Source organism: Mesorhizobium sp. WSM1386 (genome assembly GCF_055901595.1).
This window is the reverse complement of the sequence record NZ_CM148373.1, coordinates 472,920-493,665: the sequence shown is the minus strand read 5'-3', so window position 1 is coordinate 493,665 and position 20,746 is coordinate 472,920. Positions and strand designations below refer to the sequence as shown.

General features: G+C 62.9%; 22 protein-coding genes. 6 read left to right on the top strand and 16 right to left on the bottom strand.

All coding sequences use genetic code 11. The annotated features are described in order from the left end of the window. Positions 1 to 338: 338 nt before the first annotated feature. The gene (locus AC0NIH_RS02305; RefSeq protein ID WP_473469862.1) at positions 339 to 1,628 is read left to right on the top strand and encodes an IS4 family transposase; all 1,290 of its coding nucleotides are present in this window, start codon (positions 339 to 341) and stop codon (positions 1,626 to 1,628) included. 54 nt (positions 1,629 to 1,682) lie between these two features. Here the strand turns inward: AC0NIH_RS02305 and AC0NIH_RS02300 are convergent, their stop codons facing one another. After that, the gene (locus tag AC0NIH_RS02300; RefSeq protein ID WP_352704051.1) at positions 1,683 to 2,381 is read right to left on the bottom strand and encodes a helix-turn-helix transcriptional regulator; all 699 of its coding nucleotides are present in this window, start codon (positions 2,379 to 2,381) and stop codon (positions 1,683 to 1,685) included. Between the two features lie 148 nt (positions 2,382 to 2,529). Here AC0NIH_RS02300 and AC0NIH_RS02295 point away from each other — a divergent pair, with 148 nt between their 5' ends. After that, positions 2,530 to 3,165, top strand: a complete 636-nt coding sequence (locus AC0NIH_RS02295; RefSeq protein ID WP_023767548.1) for a LysE family translocator — start codon at positions 2,530 to 2,532, stop codon at positions 3,163 to 3,165. A gap of 47 nt (positions 3,166 to 3,212) precedes the next feature. On the opposite strand, the gene AC0NIH_RS02290 is transcribed toward AC0NIH_RS02295, so the two are convergent. From AC0NIH_RS02290 to AC0NIH_RS02250, 9 genes are all read right to left on the bottom strand, one after another. Next, complete coding sequence (locus AC0NIH_RS02290; RefSeq protein WP_473466959.1) at positions 3,213 to 4,304, bottom strand: 3-deoxy-7-phosphoheptulonate synthase; 1,092 nt, start codon at positions 4,302 to 4,304, stop codon at positions 3,213 to 3,215. A gap of 322 nt (positions 4,305 to 4,626) precedes the next feature. Beyond that, positions 4,627 to 5,049 (bottom strand): PIN domain-containing protein, encoded by a 423-nt coding sequence (locus AC0NIH_RS02285; protein ID WP_473466961.1) that lies wholly within the window; start codon positions 5,047 to 5,049, stop codon positions 4,627 to 4,629. Further along, positions 5,046 to 5,309, bottom strand: coding sequence for a type II toxin-antitoxin system Phd/YefM family antitoxin (locus AC0NIH_RS02280; protein ID WP_352704025.1), 264 nt, complete (start codon positions 5,307 to 5,309; stop codon positions 5,046 to 5,048). The genes AC0NIH_RS02285 and AC0NIH_RS02280 overlap by 4 nt, the downstream gene beginning before the upstream one ends. 71 nt (positions 5,310 to 5,380) lie before the next feature. Continuing rightward, complete coding sequence (locus AC0NIH_RS02275; protein WP_473466962.1) at positions 5,381 to 6,175, bottom strand: SDR family oxidoreductase; 795 nt, start codon at positions 6,173 to 6,175, stop codon at positions 5,381 to 5,383. 31 nt (positions 6,176 to 6,206) lie between these two features. After that, positions 6,207 to 7,202: an inositol 2-dehydrogenase gene (gene iolG / locus AC0NIH_RS02270; protein WP_023776019.1), complete on the bottom strand. Its 996-nt coding sequence runs from the start codon at positions 7,200 to 7,202 to the stop codon at positions 6,207 to 6,209. Between the two features lie 118 nt (positions 7,203 to 7,320). Beyond that, positions 7,321 to 8,103, bottom strand: coding sequence for an ATP-binding cassette domain-containing protein (locus AC0NIH_RS02265; RefSeq protein WP_013891716.1), 783 nt, complete (start codon positions 8,101 to 8,103; stop codon positions 7,321 to 7,323). Between the two features lie 2 nt (positions 8,104 to 8,105). Beyond that, complete coding sequence (locus AC0NIH_RS02260) at positions 8,106 to 9,182, bottom strand: ABC transporter permease (protein WP_023765674.1); 1,077 nt, start codon at positions 9,180 to 9,182, stop codon at positions 8,106 to 8,108. 106 nt (positions 9,183 to 9,288) lie between these two features. After that, entirely contained in the window at positions 9,289 to 10,230 is a 942-nt protein-coding gene (locus AC0NIH_RS02255; RefSeq protein ID WP_023776017.1) for a sugar ABC transporter substrate-binding protein, read from the bottom strand. Between the two features lie 295 nt (positions 10,231 to 10,525). Further along, on the bottom strand, positions 10,526 to 11,557 hold the full coding sequence (locus AC0NIH_RS02250; protein ID WP_352703983.1) for a LacI family DNA-binding transcriptional regulator: 1,032 nt from the start codon (positions 11,555 to 11,557) through the stop codon (positions 10,526 to 10,528). Positions 11,558 to 11,717: 160 nt separating this feature from the next. On the opposite strand from AC0NIH_RS02250, the gene AC0NIH_RS02245 reads away from it, so the two are divergent. From AC0NIH_RS02245 to AC0NIH_RS02235, 3 genes are read left to right on the top strand one after another with little or no spacing between them, the layout of a single operon-like run. After that, positions 11,718 to 12,809, top strand: a complete 1,092-nt coding sequence (locus AC0NIH_RS02245; protein ID WP_473466964.1) for a fatty acid desaturase family protein — start codon at positions 11,718 to 11,720, stop codon at positions 12,807 to 12,809. Positions 12,810 to 12,834: 25 nt separating this feature from the next. After that, positions 12,835 to 13,149: a Rieske (2Fe-2S) protein gene (locus AC0NIH_RS02240; protein ID WP_023765670.1), complete on the top strand. Its 315-nt coding sequence runs from the start codon at positions 12,835 to 12,837 to the stop codon at positions 13,147 to 13,149. Continuing rightward, complete coding sequence (locus AC0NIH_RS02235; RefSeq protein ID WP_473466966.1) at positions 13,149 to 14,384, top strand: NAD(P)/FAD-dependent oxidoreductase; 1,236 nt, start codon at positions 13,149 to 13,151, stop codon at positions 14,382 to 14,384. Before AC0NIH_RS02240 ends, AC0NIH_RS02235 begins: the two co-directional genes overlap by 1 nt. A 119-nt stretch (positions 14,385 to 14,503) precedes the next feature. Here the strand turns inward: AC0NIH_RS02235 and AC0NIH_RS02230 are convergent, their stop codons facing one another. From AC0NIH_RS02230 to hslV, 6 genes are all read right to left on the bottom strand, one after another. Next, on the bottom strand, positions 14,504 to 15,463 hold the full coding sequence (locus tag AC0NIH_RS02230; protein WP_473466967.1) for a DUF1402 family protein: 960 nt from the start codon (positions 15,461 to 15,463) through the stop codon (positions 14,504 to 14,506). A 274-nt stretch (positions 15,464 to 15,737) separates the two neighbouring features. Beyond that, positions 15,738 to 17,048, bottom strand: a complete 1,311-nt coding sequence (gene hslU / locus AC0NIH_RS02225; RefSeq protein ID WP_023776012.1) for an ATP-dependent protease ATPase subunit HslU — start codon at positions 17,046 to 17,048, stop codon at positions 15,738 to 15,740. Positions 17,049 to 17,050: 2 nt separating this feature from the next. Continuing rightward, positions 17,051 to 17,650 carry a DUF2585 domain-containing protein gene (locus tag AC0NIH_RS02220; protein WP_434221338.1) on the bottom strand — a complete coding sequence of 200 codons (600 nt, stop codon included), beginning with the start codon at positions 17,648 to 17,650 and terminating at the stop codon, positions 17,051 to 17,053. A 52-nt stretch (positions 17,651 to 17,702) separates the two neighbouring features. After that, a complete protein-coding gene (locus tag AC0NIH_RS02215) occupies positions 17,703 to 18,863 on the bottom strand; it encodes a hypothetical protein (protein WP_027161037.1) in 1,161 nt (386 codons plus the stop codon). Beyond that, positions 18,860 to 19,375, bottom strand: a complete 516-nt coding sequence (locus AC0NIH_RS02210; protein ID WP_473466969.1) for a GNAT family N-acetyltransferase — start codon at positions 19,373 to 19,375, stop codon at positions 18,860 to 18,862. Before AC0NIH_RS02210 ends, AC0NIH_RS02215 begins: the two co-directional genes overlap by 4 nt. After that, the gene (hslV, locus tag AC0NIH_RS02205) at positions 19,365 to 19,916 is read right to left on the bottom strand and encodes an ATP-dependent protease subunit HslV (RefSeq protein ID WP_473466971.1); all 552 of its coding nucleotides are present in this window, start codon (positions 19,914 to 19,916) and stop codon (positions 19,365 to 19,367) included. Before hslV ends, AC0NIH_RS02210 begins: the two co-directional genes overlap by 11 nt. 227 nt (positions 19,917 to 20,143) lie before the next feature. Between hslV and hisB the strand changes: the two genes are divergently transcribed. Beyond that, positions 20,144 to 20,743 (top strand): imidazoleglycerol-phosphate dehydratase HisB, encoded by a 600-nt coding sequence (gene hisB, locus AC0NIH_RS02200; protein ID WP_023776008.1) that lies wholly within the window; start codon positions 20,144 to 20,146, stop codon positions 20,741 to 20,743. Positions 20,744 to 20,746 lie beyond the last annotated feature (3 nt).

Below are 20,746 nucleotides of genomic sequence, written 5' to 3'. Positions count from 1 at the left end.
CCCCTCGTGGGTCCCTCGTGGGAGAAGGTGTCGCCGAAGGCGACGGATGAGGGGTGTTCCAGGGAACGCCAGCGTCTCATTCCGCTGGAACACCCTCAACCGTCTCGGCGCTATCGCGCCGATCCACCTTCTCCCTCAAGGGGCTAGTGTGCGCACACATTTGCTTCGTGCTTTGATCAAGCGTGAAGAAGCGACGCCGGAAAATGGCTTGAAGCGTTTGAATCGTATGTGATTCTGTAGCTGCCATTGTTGATTCTGGAGGCTTCGACGATGGCTTTGCTGCTTGGATACTTCGGCGACCTGCGCTTGCAAAAAAGGGGAGCATGGTTCTGGAGCGCATGTTTGCGCGTGTCAGCGCGGGCATGCGCCGGCTGGCCGACACGCGCGCGGAGAAGGTCGCGTTCACGCGCCTGTTTCGCAATCGCCACGTGAGCAAGCAAGAGATCATCCGCACGGCGGCGGCGCGAACCGCCGAAATGGCCGCCGGCCGCCACGTGCTGATCATCGAGGACAGCAGCGAGATCAACTATGAAGCCAAGGCTTCACGCAAGCGTGGCCTCGGTCGTGTCGGCAATGGCAAGGATATCGGGCTGTTCGTGCATCCGGCGCTGGCCGTGGATGCCGGGGACGGCTCGGTCCTGGGCCTTGCAGGCGCCACGATCTGGCGGCGCGAGGCAAAGAAGGCGCATGACTACCAGGCGCTGCCGATCGAAGCCAAGGAAAGCCACAAATGGATCGGCACCGCCAAGGCGGCATGCCAGGCGCTGACCGACACGCCGCAGATGACGGTGGTCGGCGACCGCGAAGCCGACATCTACGAAGTGTTTGCAAGGCTTCCCGGCGAGCGCACCCATGTGCTCATCCGCGCTGTACGGGATCGGGCTTTGGGCACGCGGGGCGAGCGCCTGTTCAGCGCGATCGCCAAGACGGCGGAAGCCGGCCGCATTGCCTTCGAGCTGCAGGCACGCCCTGGCCGGCCGGGTCGCACCGTCGAACTGGCCGTTCGCTTCACCGCGGTGAGCTTGCGCCAGCCCCGCCTTGGCGCCGACAGCCGCGATCCGAGCGAACTCACGCTCAACATGGTGGAAGTGCGCGAGATCGATCCACCTTCGGCCAAGGACGCGGTGATCTGGCGGCTGTTGACCACCCACAGCGTCGAAACACTCGCCGATGCCTGCCGCATCGTCGAGATGTATCGCTCGCGTTGGATCGTCGAGCAGTTGTTCCGGACCGTGAAGTCGCAGGCCATCGATCTGGAGGAAAGTCTCATCGCCGATGGCGATGCACTCGAACGCCTGGCCGCCGCCGCTCTGGTCGTCGCCACCAGGGTCATGCAACTCGTGCACGGGCGTGGTTCGCCGGGCCAGGGCTTCCAGGCCGCGCGCCTCTTTGATCCCACCGAGATCACCGTCCTGGACGTGCTCATCGCCAAGCTCGAAGGCAAGACCCAAAAGCAGAAGAACCCTCACCCCACGCACACGCTCGCCTGGGCCGCCTGGTGTATCGCCAGGCTCGGAGGCTGGAACGGCTACGAAAAGGAACGCCCGCCAGGGCCTATCACCTTCACCAACGGCCTCAGACGCTTCAACGCCATCGTAGACGGCTTCGTTCTCGCCTCACAAAAATGAGCCCGAAGCAAATGTGTGCCCACGCTAGCCCTCAAGGGGAGAAGGGAAATCGCGTCAGCCGCCAACCGGAGCGTTCGCCTCCCAGCCGTTGACCCAGACCTGCCGCAAGCGGTCGCCTTCGCCCTTGAAGCGTAGCCCGGTCGGCTGGCAATCCGCGATCCGGTCGCTGCGGAAATTGCGGATCGCCTGGCGCAGCTCGCACCAGGCGACGATGTTGGCGGTTTCGGCGTAGTAGATGAGCGCGATCGGCCGGACGAGGCGCTCGGAGGCGCGGCCCATCTCGTCGCGATAGGAGAGGTCGAGCTTTTCCTCATCGCGGATGGCGCGGCGCACCAGCGCCAGGTCGATGGTGCCGGCCGAGGGCGCGGCGAACCCCCACGCATGCAGCGCATTGGCGTCGAGCGTCTGCCGCAAAGGCGGCGGCACCGCACCGGCGATCTTGGCGCCGACACGCTTGGCTGCCTGCTTGAGCTCGTCGTCTCCCGTGCGCTCCAGCAGCGCCAGTGACAAGACGATCGCCTCCATCTCCTCGATCGAAAACATCAGCGGCGGCAGATCGAAGCCGGGACGCAGTATGTAACCGATGCCGCGTCCGCCCTCGATCGGCACGCGCATCGCCTGCAGGGCCGCGATGTCGCGGTAGATGGAACGGATGGTCACCTCCAGCTGCGCGGCGATCGTCGCCGCCGTCACCGGCTGTCGCGCCAGCCGCAGGATCTGGATGATCTCGAACAGGCGCGACGCCTTGCGCATTTTCTCACCCGGCTCCGATCGCAACTGACACATCATCGTCAGTTGGGTTGGTCTATAGGACTGCCTATCGAGTTGAAAATCAACAAATTCCTCTGCGGCGCGCCGTCAGGAGGCGACGAGCAACTGACATGAATTATGCGGAAAATCCATGAATTATGCGGAAAATCTTTGGCTCTTCTTCATCCTCCTGTTCGGCATCATCGCCGTTCCGGGCATGGACATGCTGTTCGTGCTGGCCAATGCGCTGACCGGCGGACGCGACCGGGGTCTTGCAGCAACCGGCGGCATCATGGTCGGCGGCATGGTGCACACGCTGAACGGCGCGATCGGCGTCGGCCTGCTCATGCATTTCGTGCCGATCCTGTTCACGCCGCTGCTGATTGCCGGCGCCGCCTACATGGCCTTCATCGGCATCACGCTGATGCGCAGTTCGATCACCGTCGGTGATGACGGGCCCGCCGGCAGCCGCTCCGCATGGAAGGCGTTTCGCCAGGGTTTCGTGACCTGCCTGATCAACCCGAAGGCCTACCTCTTCGTGCTGGCCGTCTACCCGCAATTCCTGAAGCCGGATTATGGTCCGATCTGGATGCAGGCGACCATCATGGGCCTGATGACGGTCCTGACCCAGGCCGCGATCTATGGCGGGCTCGCAATATCAGCCGGCCGCAGCCGCAAGCTTCTGATCGCCAATCCGCGGGCGACCGTTCTCGCCGGCCGGGCGGCCGGCTTGCTGTTGTTTGCGGTCTCGGTGTTCACCGCGTGGGAAGGGCTGAGGACGGCGTGATCCCCAGCTGAATCGGGAACCGCCGCCCTGCCTTGTGCCCGGCCAGATCAAGCGGCGCCCGGTCGGCTCTCCATCATGGCGCGGCGTGTCGAGCGGCGCCATTCGACGGCGCCGGCAAGGCCGTGCAGCACGGTCTCGGTGGTTGCCCAGTCGATGCAGCCATCGGTGATGCTCTGGCCGTAGACGAGCGGCTTGCCTGCCACCACGTCCTGCCGGCCGGCGACGAGATTGCTCTCGATCATGACGCCGACGATGCGCTCGTCGCCAGCCGCCACCTGCCCCGCGACATCCGCCGCCACCTTGGGCTGGTTCTCCGGCTTCTTCGAGCTGTTGGCGTGGCTGACATCGATCATCAGCCTGGGTGCGACGCCGATGCGGCCGAGTTCCAAGCTAGCCGCCTCGACGCTCGCCGCGTCATAGTTGGGCTGAACGCCGCCGCGCAGGATGACATGGCAGTCCTCATTGCCCGTGGTGGTCGCGATGCCGCTGCGGCCGCCCTTGGTCACCGCCATGAAATGATGCGGCTGCGCGGCGGATTTCACCGCCTCGGCGGCGATCCTGAGATTGCCGTCGGTGCCGTTTTTGAAGCCGACCGGGCAGGAGAGGCCCGATGCCAGCTCGCGGTGGATCTGGCTCTCGGTCGTGCGCGCGCCGATCGCACCCCAGGCGACGAGGTCGGCAATATATTGCGGGGTCGTCATGTCGAGGAATTCGGTCGCCGCCGGCAGGCCGAGATTGTTGACGGCGGAAAGGACGTTGCGCGCCATCCGCAAACCCTTGTCGATGTTGAAGCTGCCGTCGAGGTCCGGATCGTTGATCAGGCCCTTCCAGCCGACCGTCGTGCGTGGCTTTTCGAAATAGACCCGCATGACGATCTCCACCCGGTCGGACAGGGCCTCGCGCAGCGCCGCCAGACGGCTGGCATAGTCGACCGCAGCGACCGGATCGTGGATCGAACAGGGGCCGACGACGACGAGCAGCCGGTCGTCGGTCCCGTTCAGGATGGCATGGATGGCGTTTCGTGACGCGCTGACGGTGCGCGTCGCCGTCAGCGTGCGCGGGATCTCCCGCATCACCTGGTCGGGTGTGCTCAGTTCGCGGATTTCCTTGACCCGAAGGTCGTCTGTGGTGGTCAACACGGCTTTCTGCTCCTTTTTTGGGAACCTGCCGGCTGAAACAAAAAAGCCGCCAGGTCTGGCGGCTGTTCGGATATTGTTGCTGCAATCTTCAGATCGAGCGCAATCCTCCCGCCGCCAGCGAGCTGCTAAAGTACCAATAGGTGGCGGTCAGGTGGATCATGCGGCTCATATAGTCGAAGCCGAGGCGTTTGTCACGTGGGTGATGGCTGTCAATTCCGGTAGGCCGAACCCTCGCGATTTCGTCATTCACGGGCGGAGCAAGGAGCGCAGCGACGCGGCGCAGACCCGAGGATGACGAAGTGATAGGCGTTCCCGCCAAACTTCATGCCGTCCAGGGATCGAAGAGTTCTATCCCAAAACCTTCGAAATCCTTCGTGTTGCGCGTTGCCAAGGTGAGCTGCTGCGCGATCGCCGTGGCTGCGATCAGCCCGTCCATCGACGACAGGCCGCGACCGCGGCGCTTCGCAAGGCCCATCAGGTCGCCCCAGGCCAAGGCAACCGGTTCGTCCACCGGCAAAACCCTCTGTTCGAAGCGCTGCGGCAGGTCCCGGGCGAGCCATTCGGCAAGGGCTTCGCGTTTCCGGCCCTCATCCATCAGGGCGACGCCGCGCCTGATCTCGGCGATCGATACGACGCTGATGAATGAGCGGTCCTCATCAAGCCCGTCCAGCCAGTCCAGAACGCGTGCGTCCGGCTCCGGCCTTGTCACCTCGGACAGGACATTCGTATCGAGCAGCACTCTCACAGCGGCAGGTCACGCGGCTCGTCACGCTGACGCTCGAGGTTGAGATCGGCGCCGCGCAGTGGCGACTCCAGCAGGAATTCCGCAAGCGTACCCTTGCGCACGGTCTTGCGCTGCCATTCCTCGGCCGAGACGACAACCACGCTCGGTTTGCCGTTTCTGGTGATCGTCTGCGGCGAAGATTGCGCGCGCTCGATAACCTCCGAGAGCCGGGCTTTTGCCCCGGCGACCGTCCAATTGGTGTCTTTGGGCGACGGTAGCATCGCATCCCTCATGACTAGCTTGACTATCATGACTATATGGGAACGGCGGTGCTGCCGCAACAGGGTTGAAACTACTCCGGTGACGCTCCCGCGACACTCTGGTCATAGTCGACCAGCGATCCGGTCATGACACCGGACTGCGGGCTGACCATGTAGCTGATCAGCCGGGCAAGCTGGTCCGGCTTCACCAGCTGGCCCATCGGTTGCGCGGCTTCGGCCTTCGCCAGCCAATCATCCGGCGCGTCGTGCCATTTCTTCTGCACGATATCCTCGCCCTCGGTGTCCATCCAGCCGGGCAGCACGGCGTTGCAGCGGATGCGGTTGAAGCGATAGGCGTTGGCGACGTTCTTGGTCAGCGTCATCAGCGCGCCCTTGCTGGTCGAATAGGGCGTCAGGAACGATTGGCCGGTATGCGCCGACATCGACAGCACGTTGACGATCGAGCCGGGTGCTTTCTTTTCCAGGAGATGCGCCACCACGCCTTGCATCAGGAAAAACGGGCCGCGCACATTGGTGTCGAAGATCGTGTCGAACAGCTCTTCCGAGGTTTCGACCAGCGAGCCGCGTGCGGAAGTGGCGGCGGCGTTGACCAGTGCGTTGATGGTGCCGAAATGCAAGAGCGCGGTGGCGACCGCGCGCTTGCAGTCGGCCACATCAGAAACGTCGGCACTGATGAAGATCGCGTCGACGCCCGCTTTCTTGAAATGGGCGACCGCCTTGTCGCCCTTCTCCTGCGAGCGGCCGATGAGCGCCAGCGCCTTGCAGCCTTCGTCGGCCAATGCTTCGGCGACGGCAAAGCCAATGCCTTGCGCCCCGCCGGTGACGATGGCGCGTGTGTTCGAATTGCGATCGGCTGATGCGCTCATCGCTTTGCTCCTGTGGCTTGGGTCCGGGTTCTTACTTGTCGAGGCGAACGGTCTTGCCTGATGTCGCCGACTTCAGCGCCGCATCCGCCAGCTTCAGCGCCACCAGTCCGTCCGCGCCGCTCGGCGACGCCTTCTTGCCCGAGGTCGCGGCGGCAATGAACGCGGCTATCTCGATGGCATAGGCGTCGAGATAGCGGGTCATGAAGAAATCGTGCAGCGGCGGGCGGGTATAGCCCTTGTCGTTGGCGACTTCGATCGACACCGGCCGCTGGTTCTCGGCGGCCACCATGCCTTTCGAGCCATGCACCTCGATGCGCTGGTCGTAGCCATAGGTGGCGCGGCGCGAGTTGGAGATGACGGCCTGCTTGCCGGACGCGGTCTCGAGGATGACGCTGACCGAGTCGAAATCGCCGGCCTCGCCGATCTTCTTGTCCACAAGCACCGAGGCATGCGCGCTGACCGCCACCGGTTCCTCGCCGAGCAGGAAGCGCGCCATGTCGAAATCATGGATGGTCATGTCGCGAAAAATGCCGCCCGAGCGCTTGATGTAATCAATCGGCGGCGCGCCCGGATCGCGCGAGGTGATGGTGACCATCTCGACGGTGCCGATGGCGCCATCGTCGATCGCCTTGCGCACCGCGGCGAAATGCGGGTCAAAACGCCGGTTGAAGCCGACCATCAGCGTCGCCTTGGCCTTGTCGACCACGGCCAGGCATTTCTCGACGCGCTTGACGTCGAGGTCGATCGGCTTCTCGCAGAAGATCGCCTTGCCGGCCTTGGCGAAACGCTCGATCAGATCGGCATGGGTGTCGGTCGGCGTGCAGATGACGACGGCGTCGATATCCCCGGCTTTCTCGATCGCGTCGATGCTGCGCACCTCGGCGCCGTAAGCGCTCGCCAGTTCGGTCGCCGCCTTCTCGAAGGCATCGGCGACGGCCACCAGTTTGGCCTGCGGGTTGGAGCCGACGGCGCGGGCATGGACCTTGCCGATGCGGCCGGCACCGAGGAGGGCGAAACGAACAGTCATGGATATTTCCTCTAGGGGGATGGGGTTCGAGAGAATTGTGTCTCCACCTTCCCGTCGGGAAGGTGGCAAGTTGTTTGCGAGCGCCGCGGATCGTCCCGGAACCGGGTGATCGCCCTGTTTAGGCCGCGAGTTCCGCCTCTCCCGTCTTGGCACCGGTGATGTAGGAGACGATGTCCTGGCCGTCCGTGTTCTCCTTGCGCAGATTGGCGACGATGCGGCCGCGCCGGAAGACGACGATGCGGTCGCAGAGGTCGAACACCTGGCGCATGTTGTGGCTGATCAGGATCAGCGGCTCGCCATTGTCCTTCAATGTGCGGATGATGTTTTCGACCTGTGCGGTCTCCTGCACGCCGAGCGCCGCCGTCGGCTCGTCCATGATGATCAGCTTGGAGGCGAAGGTCGCGGTCCGGGCGATCGCCACGCATTGCCGCTGGCCGCCCGACATATGGCGGATGGTGTTGGACAGATTGGGGATCTTCACCGCGGTGCGGATCAGTGCAGCTTCGGTCGCCTTGCGCATGTATTTGCGGTCCAGGATCGAGAACGGCCCGAGGTTGAACAGCACTTTTTCGCGGCCGAGGAACAGGTTCGACGGCACGTCGAGGTCGTCGGCCAGCGCTAGGTTCTGGAACACGGTCTCGATGCCCGCCGTGCGAGCCTCGATCGGCCCGGCAAAATTCACTTCCTTGCCGTCGAACCAGACCTGGCCGCTGGTGCGCTGTTCGACGGCGGTGATCTGGCGCACGAAGGTCGACTTGCCGGCGCCGTTGTCACCCATGATGGCGACATGCTCGCCTTTGCGCAACTCGAAATTGGCGCCTTCCAGCGCATGCACGCCGCCATAACGCTTGGTCAGGTTTTCGGTCTTCAGGACGATGTCTGTCGTGGAGATATCTGGCATGGTCAAGCCCTCAATGCCCGCATACGCTGGCGCCATTGGTCGAGAACGACGGCGCCGACGATGATCACGCCCTTGACCATCTCCTGGTAATAGGCGTCGAGGCGCAGGAAGGTGAAGCCGGAGATGATGACGCCGAAGATCAGCGAGCCGATAACCGTGCCGATGATCGAGCCGCGGCCGCCCGACAGCGAGACGCCGCCGATGACCGCCATGGCGATGGCGTCGAGCTCGTACATCACGCCCATGCCGGACTGCGCGGTGAGGTTCTTGGAAGAAAGCACCACGGCCGCGAGCGCGGCGAGAATGCCGGCGATGACGTAGACCAGGATCTTGTGGTTGGCGATCTTGATGCCGGACATGCGCGCGGCGTCCTCGTTGGAACCGATCGCGTAACAGTGCTTGCCATACCTGGTGTAGGTCATGATCAGCTGGAACAGGATAGCCAGCGACAGAAAGATGATGACCGGCATCAACCCCTTGCCGATCGCCGCGAAACTTTCGGTGGGAAACGAGATCGGCTGGCCCTTGGACCACCATTTGGCGATGCCGCGCGCGGTGACCATCATGCCGAGCGTGGCGATGAATGGCGGAATGCGCGTGTAGGCGATCAGCGCGCCGTTGACCAGGCCGGCGAACAGGCCACAGCCGATCGCCACCAGCACCGGCACGATGACCGGCAGGTCGGTCCAGCCTTGCGCCAGGAACATCGCCTTGGGATTGGGGTTGCCGTTGACGGTCGCCACCTGGGCGAAGCTCATGGCGATCATGGCGGTCGCGCCGACGATCGAGCCCGAGGACAGGTCGATGCCGCCGGTGATGATCACTTGCGTCACGCCGATGGCGATGATGCCGACGATCGACACCTGCAGGATGATGATCTGCAGGCGTGCCTCGTTGAAGAGACCGCCGACGTCGCTGCGGGTGTTGAACAGGAAACTGTCGCCGAGAAAGATACGGCCGATCAGTTCGAAGATGACGACCAGGATGACGAGCGCCAGGAAGACGTTGAATTCGGCCGGCCAGTTGCGCTTCTTCGCGTCATAGCTGACCCCGCCGACGCCGTGAGATGTCTGTGCCAATCTTCTATCCTCCATCAGCCACGGTCGTCCTCGGCACCCGAAGGCGCCCGGGGGAAGAGGAGCGGCGCTGTCTTTGCGCGAGAGCGCCGCTCCGTGGATCCGTTGCTCAGTTCTTCTTCAGGAACTTGTCGATGTTGGCCGGCGTCACCAGCTGGAAGGGCACGTAGACCTTGTGCTCGACCTTCTCGCCCTTGGCGAGCTTCAGTGCCGCATCCAGCGCACCGGCGCCCTGGCCGGCCGCGTCCTGGAACACGGTTGCATCGAGGTCGCCGGCCTGCATGGCCGCCAGCGCGTCCTGGGTGGCGTCGACGCCTCCGACAACGACCGACTTCATGTCGATATTGGCGGCTTTCATCGCCTGGATGGCGCCGATGGCGCTTTCGTCATTGTTGGCGATGACGCCGTCGAACGGCTTGCCGGTCGACAGCCAGTTGGTCATCAGATTCTGCGCTTCGTCGCGGTTCCAGTTCGACGTCTGCTTGTCGATGATCTTGATGAAGCTGCAATCCGGCGTGGCGATGACCTCTTCGATGTCCTTGGTGCGCTGCACGGCGGCCTGGTTGGAAAGCTCGCCCATGATGACATAGACATTGGCTTCCTTCTTGCCGGCTTCCTTGAACAGGCGGCAGACTTCCTTGGTTTCGAGCGTGCCGGAATCGGCCTCGTTCGAGGCGACGAAAGCCTGGTTGTCGGGCAGCGTGTTCACATTGACCGGCTCGCGGTTGACGTAGACCAGCGGGATCTTGGCGGCCGCGGCGGCGTCCGACATCGCCTGCGTGGCCGAAGTGTCGACCGGATTGACGATGATGGCGTCGACGCCCGAAGCCGCGAAGTTCTTGATCTGGTCGAGCTGCTTGGCAACGTCGTTCTGCGCGTCTTCGACCTGCAGTTCGACGCCGCTCATGCCCTTGGCCTGCTCGATCATGCCGTTGCGTAGCACGGTCAGGAAGTTGTCGTCGAACTTGGCCATCGACACGCCGATCTTGGCGGCCATGGCCGATGAACTCATCAGCGCCGCGAAGGCGACGCCCAAAAGCAGTTTCTTCATTGTAATCTCTCCTCCACTTTTGGTGTCCGGTTGCACCGATCTATCCGGAATCCCCGATCTCCCCGGGGAATCTCTCCCTGATGTCTTCGTTCCGTGTGGCTCCCGCATCGGCAGGAATGCCAAACCCTCTGTTTGAAACAGATATTCCGGAACGAAAGAACCAAAATACACAGCTGGTGAAATATTTATTCCATTCCAGCGGAACGTCAAGGGCGATTCCGCGGCCTGCCGCCGGAATTTCGGATCGTTCTGATGGTTTCTATCATTTCCGGCCGCTACTCTCGGGCGGGAAAGGCTAGATATTTTCCGGCAGATAGATGTCGAAGGGCAGGAAGGTCTGGCCAGGTGCGTTGGCGGCGCCGGCCTCGATGGCATGCACCATTCGATCAACCAGTTCCCTGCAGAGCGCGGCCAGCGGCGTCGAGATCACCATGGTGAGGATGTTGTCGGCGAGTGCCGCGCGCGACGCGGCATTGATCTCGTTGCAGACGACCACCGGCATGTTTACGGGCCTTGCTGCCCGCAGCGCCGAGACCGCGCCTTCCATACCGCCACCGGCGACATAGCAGCCGGCAAGGTCCGGATAGCGCGCCAGGAGATCGATCATCGCATCATGGGTCACCTGGTTTGCCTCCAGATTGACCAGCGTTTCGAGCACACTGAAGTCGGGTGCATGCTCGCGAAAGAACGAGCGGAAGCCGATCTCGCGCAACTCATGACCATGGAAGCGATGGCTGCCGACGAAGAGGGCGACTTTGCCGGGCTGCCGCGCCGCCCTGGCGATCATCCAGGCCGCGGTACGGCCGACCTTGCGGTTATCAAGGCCGACATAGCCCTCGCGGATGCCGGCTGCGAAATCTGACAGCAGCGAGAACACCGGTTGCCCTCTCGCCTTCAACGCCTCGACCGCCGCGGTCAGGGTCGGATGGTCCGGGCCAACAACGGCGATGGCCCTCGATTTTGCCGCCAGCCTGCGCATCTGGGCGGCGATCTCGTCTGGGACCAGGGAACTGGCGAAGTCGATGGTTGCGGCACCACGGAACCGCTGCGATTGCGAGACCGCCAGTTCGAGCTCCGCCGCGAAGTCGCCGTAGAAAACGTCATTGCCTCTCAAAAGCAAGAAGCCGAGCCGGTACTCGGGCAGTTCATGGCGCATGCGTTGCTTGATCAGGCCGGCCGCGTGATAGCCGATCTCGGTCGCGGTCTCATAGACGCGGCGCGCGGTTTCCTCGCGCACCGGCAGGCGATTGTTGAGCACGCGGTCCACCGTGGCGACGCTGACACCGGAGATGCGCGCCAGGTCGGTGATGGTCGGCCGTTTCGCCATGATCGCCCTCATTCGAATTGCAGGGTATCAATACATCATTCTGATAGGAAATGATAGAAACTATCTTTATGATGTTGAGTCTATCATGGCTCGGCGCTATTTTGACGGCGGAAGCTGGCAATATCAGGCATTCGCCAATGCCCTGCCGAGGGAGGCAACCATGACCATAGCGCCGTCCCGGCGTGACTACAGCCTGATCGGCCGCGACGCCAAGCTCGCCGTGGAGAACGGCCTGTCGGCGGCCGAGTGGTATCACACCGACATTCCGCGCAAGCAGATGAAGGAGCTGATGCAGCGCTCCGACGGTCCGGCGATCCGCGATACCGCGATCTGGATTGCCGCGCTCGTCGTCAGCGGCGCCGGCGGCGCCTGGTTCTGGGGCAGTTGGTGGTGCGTGCCGTTCTTCTTCGTCTATGGCGTGCTCTACGGCTCCTCGACCGATTCACGCTGGCACGAATGCGGCCACGGCACGGCCTTCCGCACGCAGTGGATGAACGACGTCGTCTACCAGATCGCCTGCTTCATGATCATGCGCAATCCGGTGACCTGGCGCTGGAGCCACACGCGCCACCACACCGACACCATCATCGTCGGCCGCGACCCGGAAATCTCCGTCATGCGGCCGCCGGACCTGGTGCGCGCCATCCTCGGATTTGTCGGCGTGCTCGACGCCTGGCATGCGATGTCAGACATGCTGCGCAACGCCGCCGGCAACATCAGCGCCGCCGAAAAGACCTTTATTCCGGAGCAGGAACAGGGCAAGGCGATCCGCATTGCCCGCATCTGGACCGCCATCTATGCCGCGACCATCGCGCTGGCGCTCTATTCCGGCTCGTTCCTGCCCTTGATGCTGGTCGGCCTGCCCAGGCTCTATGGCGCCTGGCACCATGTCATGGTCGGCCTGCTGCAGCATGGCGGCCTGGCCGACAACGTCACCGACCACAGGCTGAACAGTCGCACCGTGTACATGAACCCGATCAGCCGCTTCATCTACTGGAACATGAACTATCACGTGGAACATCACATGTTCCCGATGGTGCCCTACCATGCGCTGCCGAAGCTGCATGCGCTGATCAAGCACGATTTGCCGGCGCCGACCCCGTCGATCCTGGCCGGCTACCGCGAGATGATACCGGTCTTCCTGCGCCAGCTGCGCAACGAGGATTATTTCCTCAAGCGCGAACTGCCGCCGACCGCCAGGCCCTATCGCGAGGAATTCCACAGCGATGCCGTCGCCGCCGCAGCGGAATGACAATGCGATTTTTGCGGAGGAACAAATGAGCGACTGGGTCGAGGCCTGTGCTGCCGATGACATCGACGAAGAGGACGTGATGCGCTTCGATCATGGCGGCCGCACCTTCGCCATCTACCGCAGCCCTGACGACGAGTACTTCGCCACCGACGGGCTTTGCTCGCATGAGAAGGTGCATCTCGCCGACGGGCTGGTGATGGACGACATTATCGAATGCCCCAAGCACAATGGCCGCTTCAACTACAAGACGGGTGCGGCCAGGGGCGCGCCGGTCTGCGTCAACTTGAAAACCTATCCGGTCAAGGTCGACGCCGGCAAAGTCCTGGTCCAGATCGGGTGATGGATATGGCGCGCGGAATGGTCATCATCGGCGCCGGCGAATGCGGCGGGCGGGCAGCGCTCGCGCTGCGCGATCTCGGCTATGACGAGCCGGTGACGCTGGTCGGCGACGAACCGCACCTGCCCTATGAAAGGCCGCCTTTGTCCAAGGACGCGATGGCCAGCGACGCGCCGGAAATCAAGGCGATCGCCAGCGACGAGATGCTGGCTGAAAAGTCGATCCGCCATATCCATTCCGTTCAGGCCGTGGCGATCGATCGCGCGGCGCATGCGGTGCGCCTGTCGGATGGCTCGGTGGTGCCCTACGACAAGCTCCTGCTGGCCACCGGCTCGACCCCGCGCAAGCTGCCGATGCCCGGCCTTGGCGCGCGCTGTGTTTATCTCCGCACCTTCGCCGATGCGCTGGCCATCCGCGCCCATCTCAGCGCCGGCAACCGCATTGCCATCATCGGCGGCGGCTTCATCGGCCTGGAACTCGCCGCCGCGGCCCGCAAGCTCGGTGCCTCGGTCACCGTCATCGAGGCGCAGCCGCGCATCCTGATGCGCGGCGTGCCCGCCGAGATCGCCGAAATCATCCATCAGGCGCACATTGCCGAAGGCGTCGACATATTGTGCGGCGACGGCATCGCGTCGATCGCCGACGACGGCAGGCAGGTTCGCATCGCCCTTGCCGGCGGCCGAGAGGTATCCGCCGATCTCGCCATCATTGGCATCGGTGCCATGCCGGTGACCGCGCTGGCCGCCGAAGCTTTCCTGGCGATCGAAAACGGCATTGCCGTGGACGAGCAACTGCGCAGCAGCGATCCCGACATCTTTGCCGCCGGCGACTGCTGTTCGTTCCCGCTCGCCGTCTATGATGGCCGTCGCGTGCGGCTGGAAGCCTGGCGCAACGCCCAGGAACAGGGCGCGCTGGCGGCCAGAAACATGCTGGGCGCCGGCGAGGCGCATGCGGCGGTGCCGTGGTTCTGGTCGGATCAGTATGGCCTGTCGCTGCAGATCGCCGGGCTCTCGGACGAAGGCCGGAGCACGGTGCGCCGCGATCTCGGCGAAGGTGCCTTCATCCTGTTCCATTTGGCTGAGGACGGCAGGCTGGTGGCGGCGAGCGGCATCGGCCCCGGCAATGCGGTCGCCCGCGACATCAGGCTGGCCGAGATGCTGATCGGCAAGCGCGCAAAGCCCGCGCCGGAAGCGCTGGGATCGCAGGACGTCAAGCTGAAGTCGTTGCTGGCGGCGTAGAGAGACTGGCCACCCTACCCCTTGTGGGGAGGGTCGCTGCGAAGCAGCGGGGGGCGGCACCGACCCCCACCCGGACCTTCGGTCCGACCCCCCACAAAGGGAAGGTAGAGGGCCGCGCCCTAAAACAGCGCCTTCAGCTCCGACAATTTGTCGTTGACCAGCCAGCCGTAATAATTCTCTTCCGGCAGTTTCGCCGGTTCGCCGGCGGCGCGGCGCTTGTCGTTTTCGGCCTTCAGCGCATAGGCGCGCTGCTCCGGATTGCCGACATTGTAGAGCGTGGCGGTCAGTCCCGGATTGCCCGAAATGTCGAAGCCGGCAATGCTCTTGTAGGCGTCGATCGATTTCCGGATCGTCGCCGCCACGTAAGGCAGTGTCAGGTCCGGATCCATGATGGTCTTGTAGACCGCATTGGGGTCGGCGACGTCGAGCTCCGGCAGTCCGGACACCTTGTGCACGAGATCGCTCATCTGCAGGGCGGTCAGCGGGTTCAGCTGGCCGAGCCCGAAAGTCTGGCCGGCATAGTAGGGCTGGAAGAAGGTGGCGCCGAAACGGTCGTCGGGAAAGCTTGTCCCGCCAACGGTCTTGCCGCGAAACGCGCGGTTCCACACCTGCTCGCGGCATTCCCACAAATCGTAGCTGTCCGACATTCCTGCGCATTTCCTGAATTCCGGCCGCTGCACGAAATCCGTGATGTCCTCGCCGTCATAGGCGAAGGACAGTTTGCTGGAGAGATAGGAGATCGCCTTGACGTAGTAGGTCTGCAGCCGGTCATAGGCATCGACATTGTAGGTGTGCTCGCCGACGATGGCGCCGACGATGTGCATCGGATCGATGCCGTAGGCGGAAGCCGCCTTCTTGATCTTGGCGCGCAGGTCGGCGTCATTCTGCAGCAAAGCGTAGACCTTGCGGTATTTCGCCTGGAAGGTGGTGTTGGTCGCCTGCGTGCGCCGGCTCGAGGCGCCCGGAATGTCCGGCTGCTCGGCATTGCGGTTTCCCGGCGGCACCAATGTTGCCGCTTGTGCGCCGAACAGCGTCGCCGCCAACGTCAGGCCGAGAAGGACCAGGATCAGTTTTTTCATGCGCCGCCGCTGCCCAAGCAATTCCAAGGAAAGTGTGAAACGGTTTTCCGTCCGGAATTGCGTCAAACCAAGAGATCGAGAATTGCCCAAGAGATCGAGAATTGCCCAAGAGATCGAGAATTGCCGCGCAAACTAGGTAAAGCTCTTGGTCGAGTCGAGAGCGCCCCCGCACAAGGCAAGACGAAAGGTGGCCAGATGGTACCATCTGGCCACACATGATGCTTTTGCCGGAAGTTGCTGCCTGAACCGGCGCCGGATGAACCGGCGCCGGCTTTTAAAGGATGAATCGCGACAAATCTGTGTTTCGCGAGAGATCGCCGACATGCTTTTCGACATAGGCGGCGTCGATGGTGACCGATGTGCCGTTGCGGTCCGGCGCATCGTAGGAAATCTCGTCCAGCACCCGCTCCATCACCGTCTGCAGCCGCCGGGCGCCGATATTCTCGACGCTGGCATTGAGATCGACGGCGATGCCGGCAAGCGAATCGATGGCATCGTCGGTGAAGGTCAGCTCGACGCCCTCGGTCTTCATCAGCGCGATATACTGCTTGATCAGGCTCGCTTCCGTCTCGGTCAGGATGCGGACGAAATCCTCCTTCTCCAGCGCACGCAGCTCGACGCGGATCGGCAGGCGGCCCTGCAGCTCCGGCAAAAGGTCGGACGGCTTCGAGACGTGGAACGCGCCGGAAGCGATGAACAGGATGTGATCCGTCTTCAACGGCCCGTATTTGGTCGCCACCGTGGTGCCTTCGACCAGCGGCAGCAGGTCGCGCTGCACGCCTTCGCGCGAAGGCCCGCCGGAAATGTCGGATCTCGCCGCGATCTTGTCGATCTCGTCGAGGAAGACGATACCGTCATTTTCCGCCGCATCGAGCGCCCGGCGCACAACCTCGTCCTGGTCGAGCAGCTTGTCGGACTCGTCGTTGACCAAGAGGTCGTAGGATTCCTTCACCGTCGTCTTGCGCAATTTGGTCTTCTTGCCGCCCATCGCCTTCGACAGCATGTCGTTGATGTTGAGCACGCCGATATTGGCGCCCGGCATGCCGGGGATCTCGAAGCCGGGCATGCCGCCATTGCCGGTGTCCGCCACCTCGATCTCGATTTCCTTGTCGTCGAGTTCGCCGTCGCGCAGCTTCTTGCGGAAACTGTCGCGCGTGGCCGGGCTCGCCGTCTTGCCGACCAGCGCTTCCAGCACGCGTTCCTCGGCGTTGACGTGGGCGCGCGCCTTGACGTCCTCGCGCATCTTCTCGCGCACCAGGCCGATGGCGATCTCGACCAGGTCGCGGATGATCTGCTCGACATCGCGGCCGACATAGCCGACTTCGGTGAACTTGGTGGCTTCGACCTTGACGAAGGGCGCCCCGGCCAGCCGCGCCAGGCGGCGCGAGATCTCGGTCTTGCCGACGCCGGTCGGCCCGATCATCAGGATGTTCTTCGGCATCACCTCTTCGCGCATCTGGCCTTCAAGCTGCTGACGGCGCCAGCGGTTGCGCAGGGCGATGGCCACGGCGCGCTTGGCGTCCTTCTGGCCGATGATGAAGCGGTCGAGTTCCGAAACGATTTCGCGGGGAGAAAATGTCGTCATAGCTAAATTCCACTTTGCCACTGCTTGATGGCCTCGAACGGATGCAGCAGCATGATCACGTTGAGTGTCAGATTGTCCCGGATGAGATAGCCGGTACCCAGTTCGAAGAGGACGGCGAGGCTGACGATCACCCATATAGGTAGCTTTCGCGCCATCACAAATCCCAGCACCATGGCCAGCGTGTCGGACACCGAATTGATGATGCTGTCGCCATAATAGTCGAGCGAGATGGTGCCCGCGCGATACCGTTCGATGATGAACGGGCTGTTCTCGAGCAGCTCCCAGCCGCCCTCGACGAAGACGGCGAAGGCCAGCCGCAAGCCGATCGGCGAACGCGGGAACAGGAACTGCGCTAGCGCATAGAACAGGAAGCCGTGGATGATGTGCGAGAAGGTGTACCAGTCCGAAATATGCTGGGAGTTCTCGGAACTGTTCACCACGCCATGCCAGAGCTTGACGTAGCCACACGTGCATATCGGCGGATGGCCCATTCCGTAGAGGGCGCCGGCCTGGAAGATGAGCAGCCCAAGGACGAGCAGAAGTCCCATGCGCCAGCTGTCTTCATAGGCCGAATAGCTGTTTTCCGTGGCCGGTGTCGTCATCGGTTCATTCCCCCTGGTTTCGCGTCGCCGTCTCGACCATCACAAAGCCCTGTCACGCCTTCAGCGGCGGTAGCCGGCGGATCACGGCCGCCGGCAAGGTGGGATTGACCACAATCCGCCTGATACGCTGCCAGCCGGCCCCGAACAGAATAATCAGCGCGCCAACAACGACCAGGATCAAGGCAAAAGGCGGGATGCCCGTCGAATCGGAGGCGGAATTCACCAGATAATAGATGCCCAGCGAGCCGAAGTAAGCCAATGTAGGAACCAGAAGCGAACGGCGGTCTATGGCCAGCGCGACATAGAGGAAGCCAAGGATCAGAATCGTCAGCATGATGGTTGCATTGGCATCCGGCGCGATATGTCCGAATACGACGTTTTGGCCGGTTGCCATGATAAAGAGCGGATGCACCAGCATCGGCGCCGAGACGACATGCAGCCAGAAAGCGCAATCGGACCAGATCTTGCGTCGATCCCTGTCGTAAATGTCAAAAGCGACACCCGTTGCGAACACGATCAGGCCGCAGATCAGCGGCATGTAAAGGGCCGCGCGAAGCAATTCGGGAACGTCCTCGAGGCGCGGCGGCGCAATCGCGCCGGTTGTCACGCTGTCATACAGGATTATCGCCGTTTGCAGGAAGGCAAGCAGTGTGAAGGCGATGGCGATAGTCCCGGCAATGATGGGGACGCGAAAGCGCCAGAAATAGATCGCCGCCGCGATTATTCCTCCGCCCAGGAACAGATATCCGGCCCGGGACGCCGTCTGGCGCAACGCCAATAGCTGCCAGATGGTTTCCGGCTTGCGTATGCCGAAGCTGGCCTCCACTTGCAGCGCCAGAGCGGCCAGAATGGCGGCCATGAAAATCAGGGCAAGCACGGACGACGATAGTTTCATCCGGTGCTGACGCGTGACGATTTCGGCGAGCCCCCAGGCGAAAACCGCGAGGATGCCGGCGATCCAGAATGTCTGGCCTGGAAGCAAGGTGGTGAGGACAAAGAAGAAGCCGGCGCTGAGCAGAACGGTTCCCACGGTGACGAACAGATCGTTGCCGCCGCCGACCAGCCGCAGGTTTTCCTCGTCACCCTCGTCATCGGCGCGCCTGGCCTCGGGGGCGAGAGCGACCGCGCGTTCCATGGCCTCCAACTGATCGCGCAAGGTCTGCGAGATCAAACCTTTCGCGACTGCCTTGTCGAGGGTTTCGGCGCTGATCAATTGGGCTCCGGCGTCGCGTCGCGCGCCATCATCAGGGCTGGCCCGTACTCCGATGTTCTGGTGTCAAAGGCAACAAAGCCGGCCTTTTCGTAGGCGCGGATCGCCCTGACATTGGCGGGATCCGGGTCGATGATGACGCGCGGAACACCTTCCTCGAAAAGCTGTTCGACAAATTGGCGCACGATCGCCGAGCCATGGCCACGCCCGACCAGCTCCGGCCGGCCGATCGACACGTCGATACCGAGCGTGCCGAACGGCTGGTCGGCATAGGGATGATCGTCTTCCAGATGCGGGTCGTAGCTCTGCAGATAGCCGATCGGAATGCCGTCGAGTTCGATGATCAGCGGTTCCACGGAAATACTGTCGATGTGACCGCGAATCTCGGCGATTTCGGCCTCCGGATCGTCCCACCATTGCGCGACATGCGGCTCGGCGAGCCAGCCGGCGATCATCGGCAGGTCTTTCTCCGTCACAGGCCGAAAATCATAGAGCACGCCTGATTCAGGCGGCATCGAGCGTTTCGACGGCGAAATTGTTGTTGGTGTAGACGCAGATGTCGGATGCGATCTGCATCGCCTTGCGAGCGATCTCCTCGGCATCCTTGTCGGTGTCCATCAGGGCGCGTGCGGCGGCCAGCGCGTAATTGCCGCCGGAACCGATGGCCATGACGCCAAATTCGGGTTCGAGCACGTCGCCGGTGCCGGTCAGCGCCAGCGAGACCGACTTGTCGGCAACCAGCATCATGGCTTCCAGCCGGCGCAGATAGCGGTCGGTGCGCCAGTCCTTGGCAAGCTCGACGCAGGCGCGCGTCAGCTGGTCGGGATATTGTTCGAGCTTGGCTTCCAGCCGCTCCAGCAGCGTGAAGGCGTCGGCGGTGGCGCCGGCGAAACCGGCAATCACATTGCCGCCCTTGCCGATACGGCGGACCTTGCGGGCATTGCCCTTCATGATGGTCTGGCCAAGGCTGACCTGGCCGTCGCCGGCGATCACCACCTTGTTGCCCTTGCGCACCGTCACGATGGTCGTGGCGTGCATGGTCAGATTATCAGACATTTTTAGCTCCGATTCGCGCGATCCCAAAAGGCGATTGGCGCGGTACGAGTGATTTTATCGGCCATATGTATGCATGGGACCAATGATTGCAAACGGCTGGATAGCGGCGGGGATGGCAACTGGCAATCGCCGGATCATGCTGATAGAAGGCTTTCGTTTTCAAGCCCGCGAGCGCTTGAGGCCCGTGAACCGGTCACCATGTGAACCAATGGGACAAGGATAAAGTGATGGCGCCCCGTTCCGCCGAAGCCAGCCGCAAGACCAGGGAAACCGACATCTCGGTGTCGGTCCATGTCGACGGTTCGGGAAAATCCGATATCGCCACCGGCGTCGGCTTCTTCGACCATATGCTGGACCAGCTTTCTCGCCATTCGCTGATCGACATGACGGTCAAGGCCAAGGGCGATCTGCACATCGACGACCACCACACCGTCGAGGATACCGGCATCGCGCTTGGCCAGGCCTTGACCAAGGCGCTGGGTGAGCGGCGCGGCATCATGCGCTATGCCTCGATCGACCTTGCCATGGACGAGACGCTGACGCGCGCGGCGATCGACGTCTCCGGCCGTCCCTTCCTGGTCTGGAACGTTTCGTTCTCGTCGCCGAAGATCGGCACCTTCGACACCGAACTGGTGCGTGAATTCTTCCAGGCGCTGGCGCAGAATGCCGGCATCACGCTGCATGTCACCAACCACTACGGCGCCAACAACCATCATATCGCCGAGACCTGCTTCAAGGCGGTGGCGCGCGCGCTGCGTGCCGCACTGGAACGCGATCCGCGTCAGCCGGACGCGGTTCCCTCCACCAAGGGATCTTTGAAGGGATAGCGT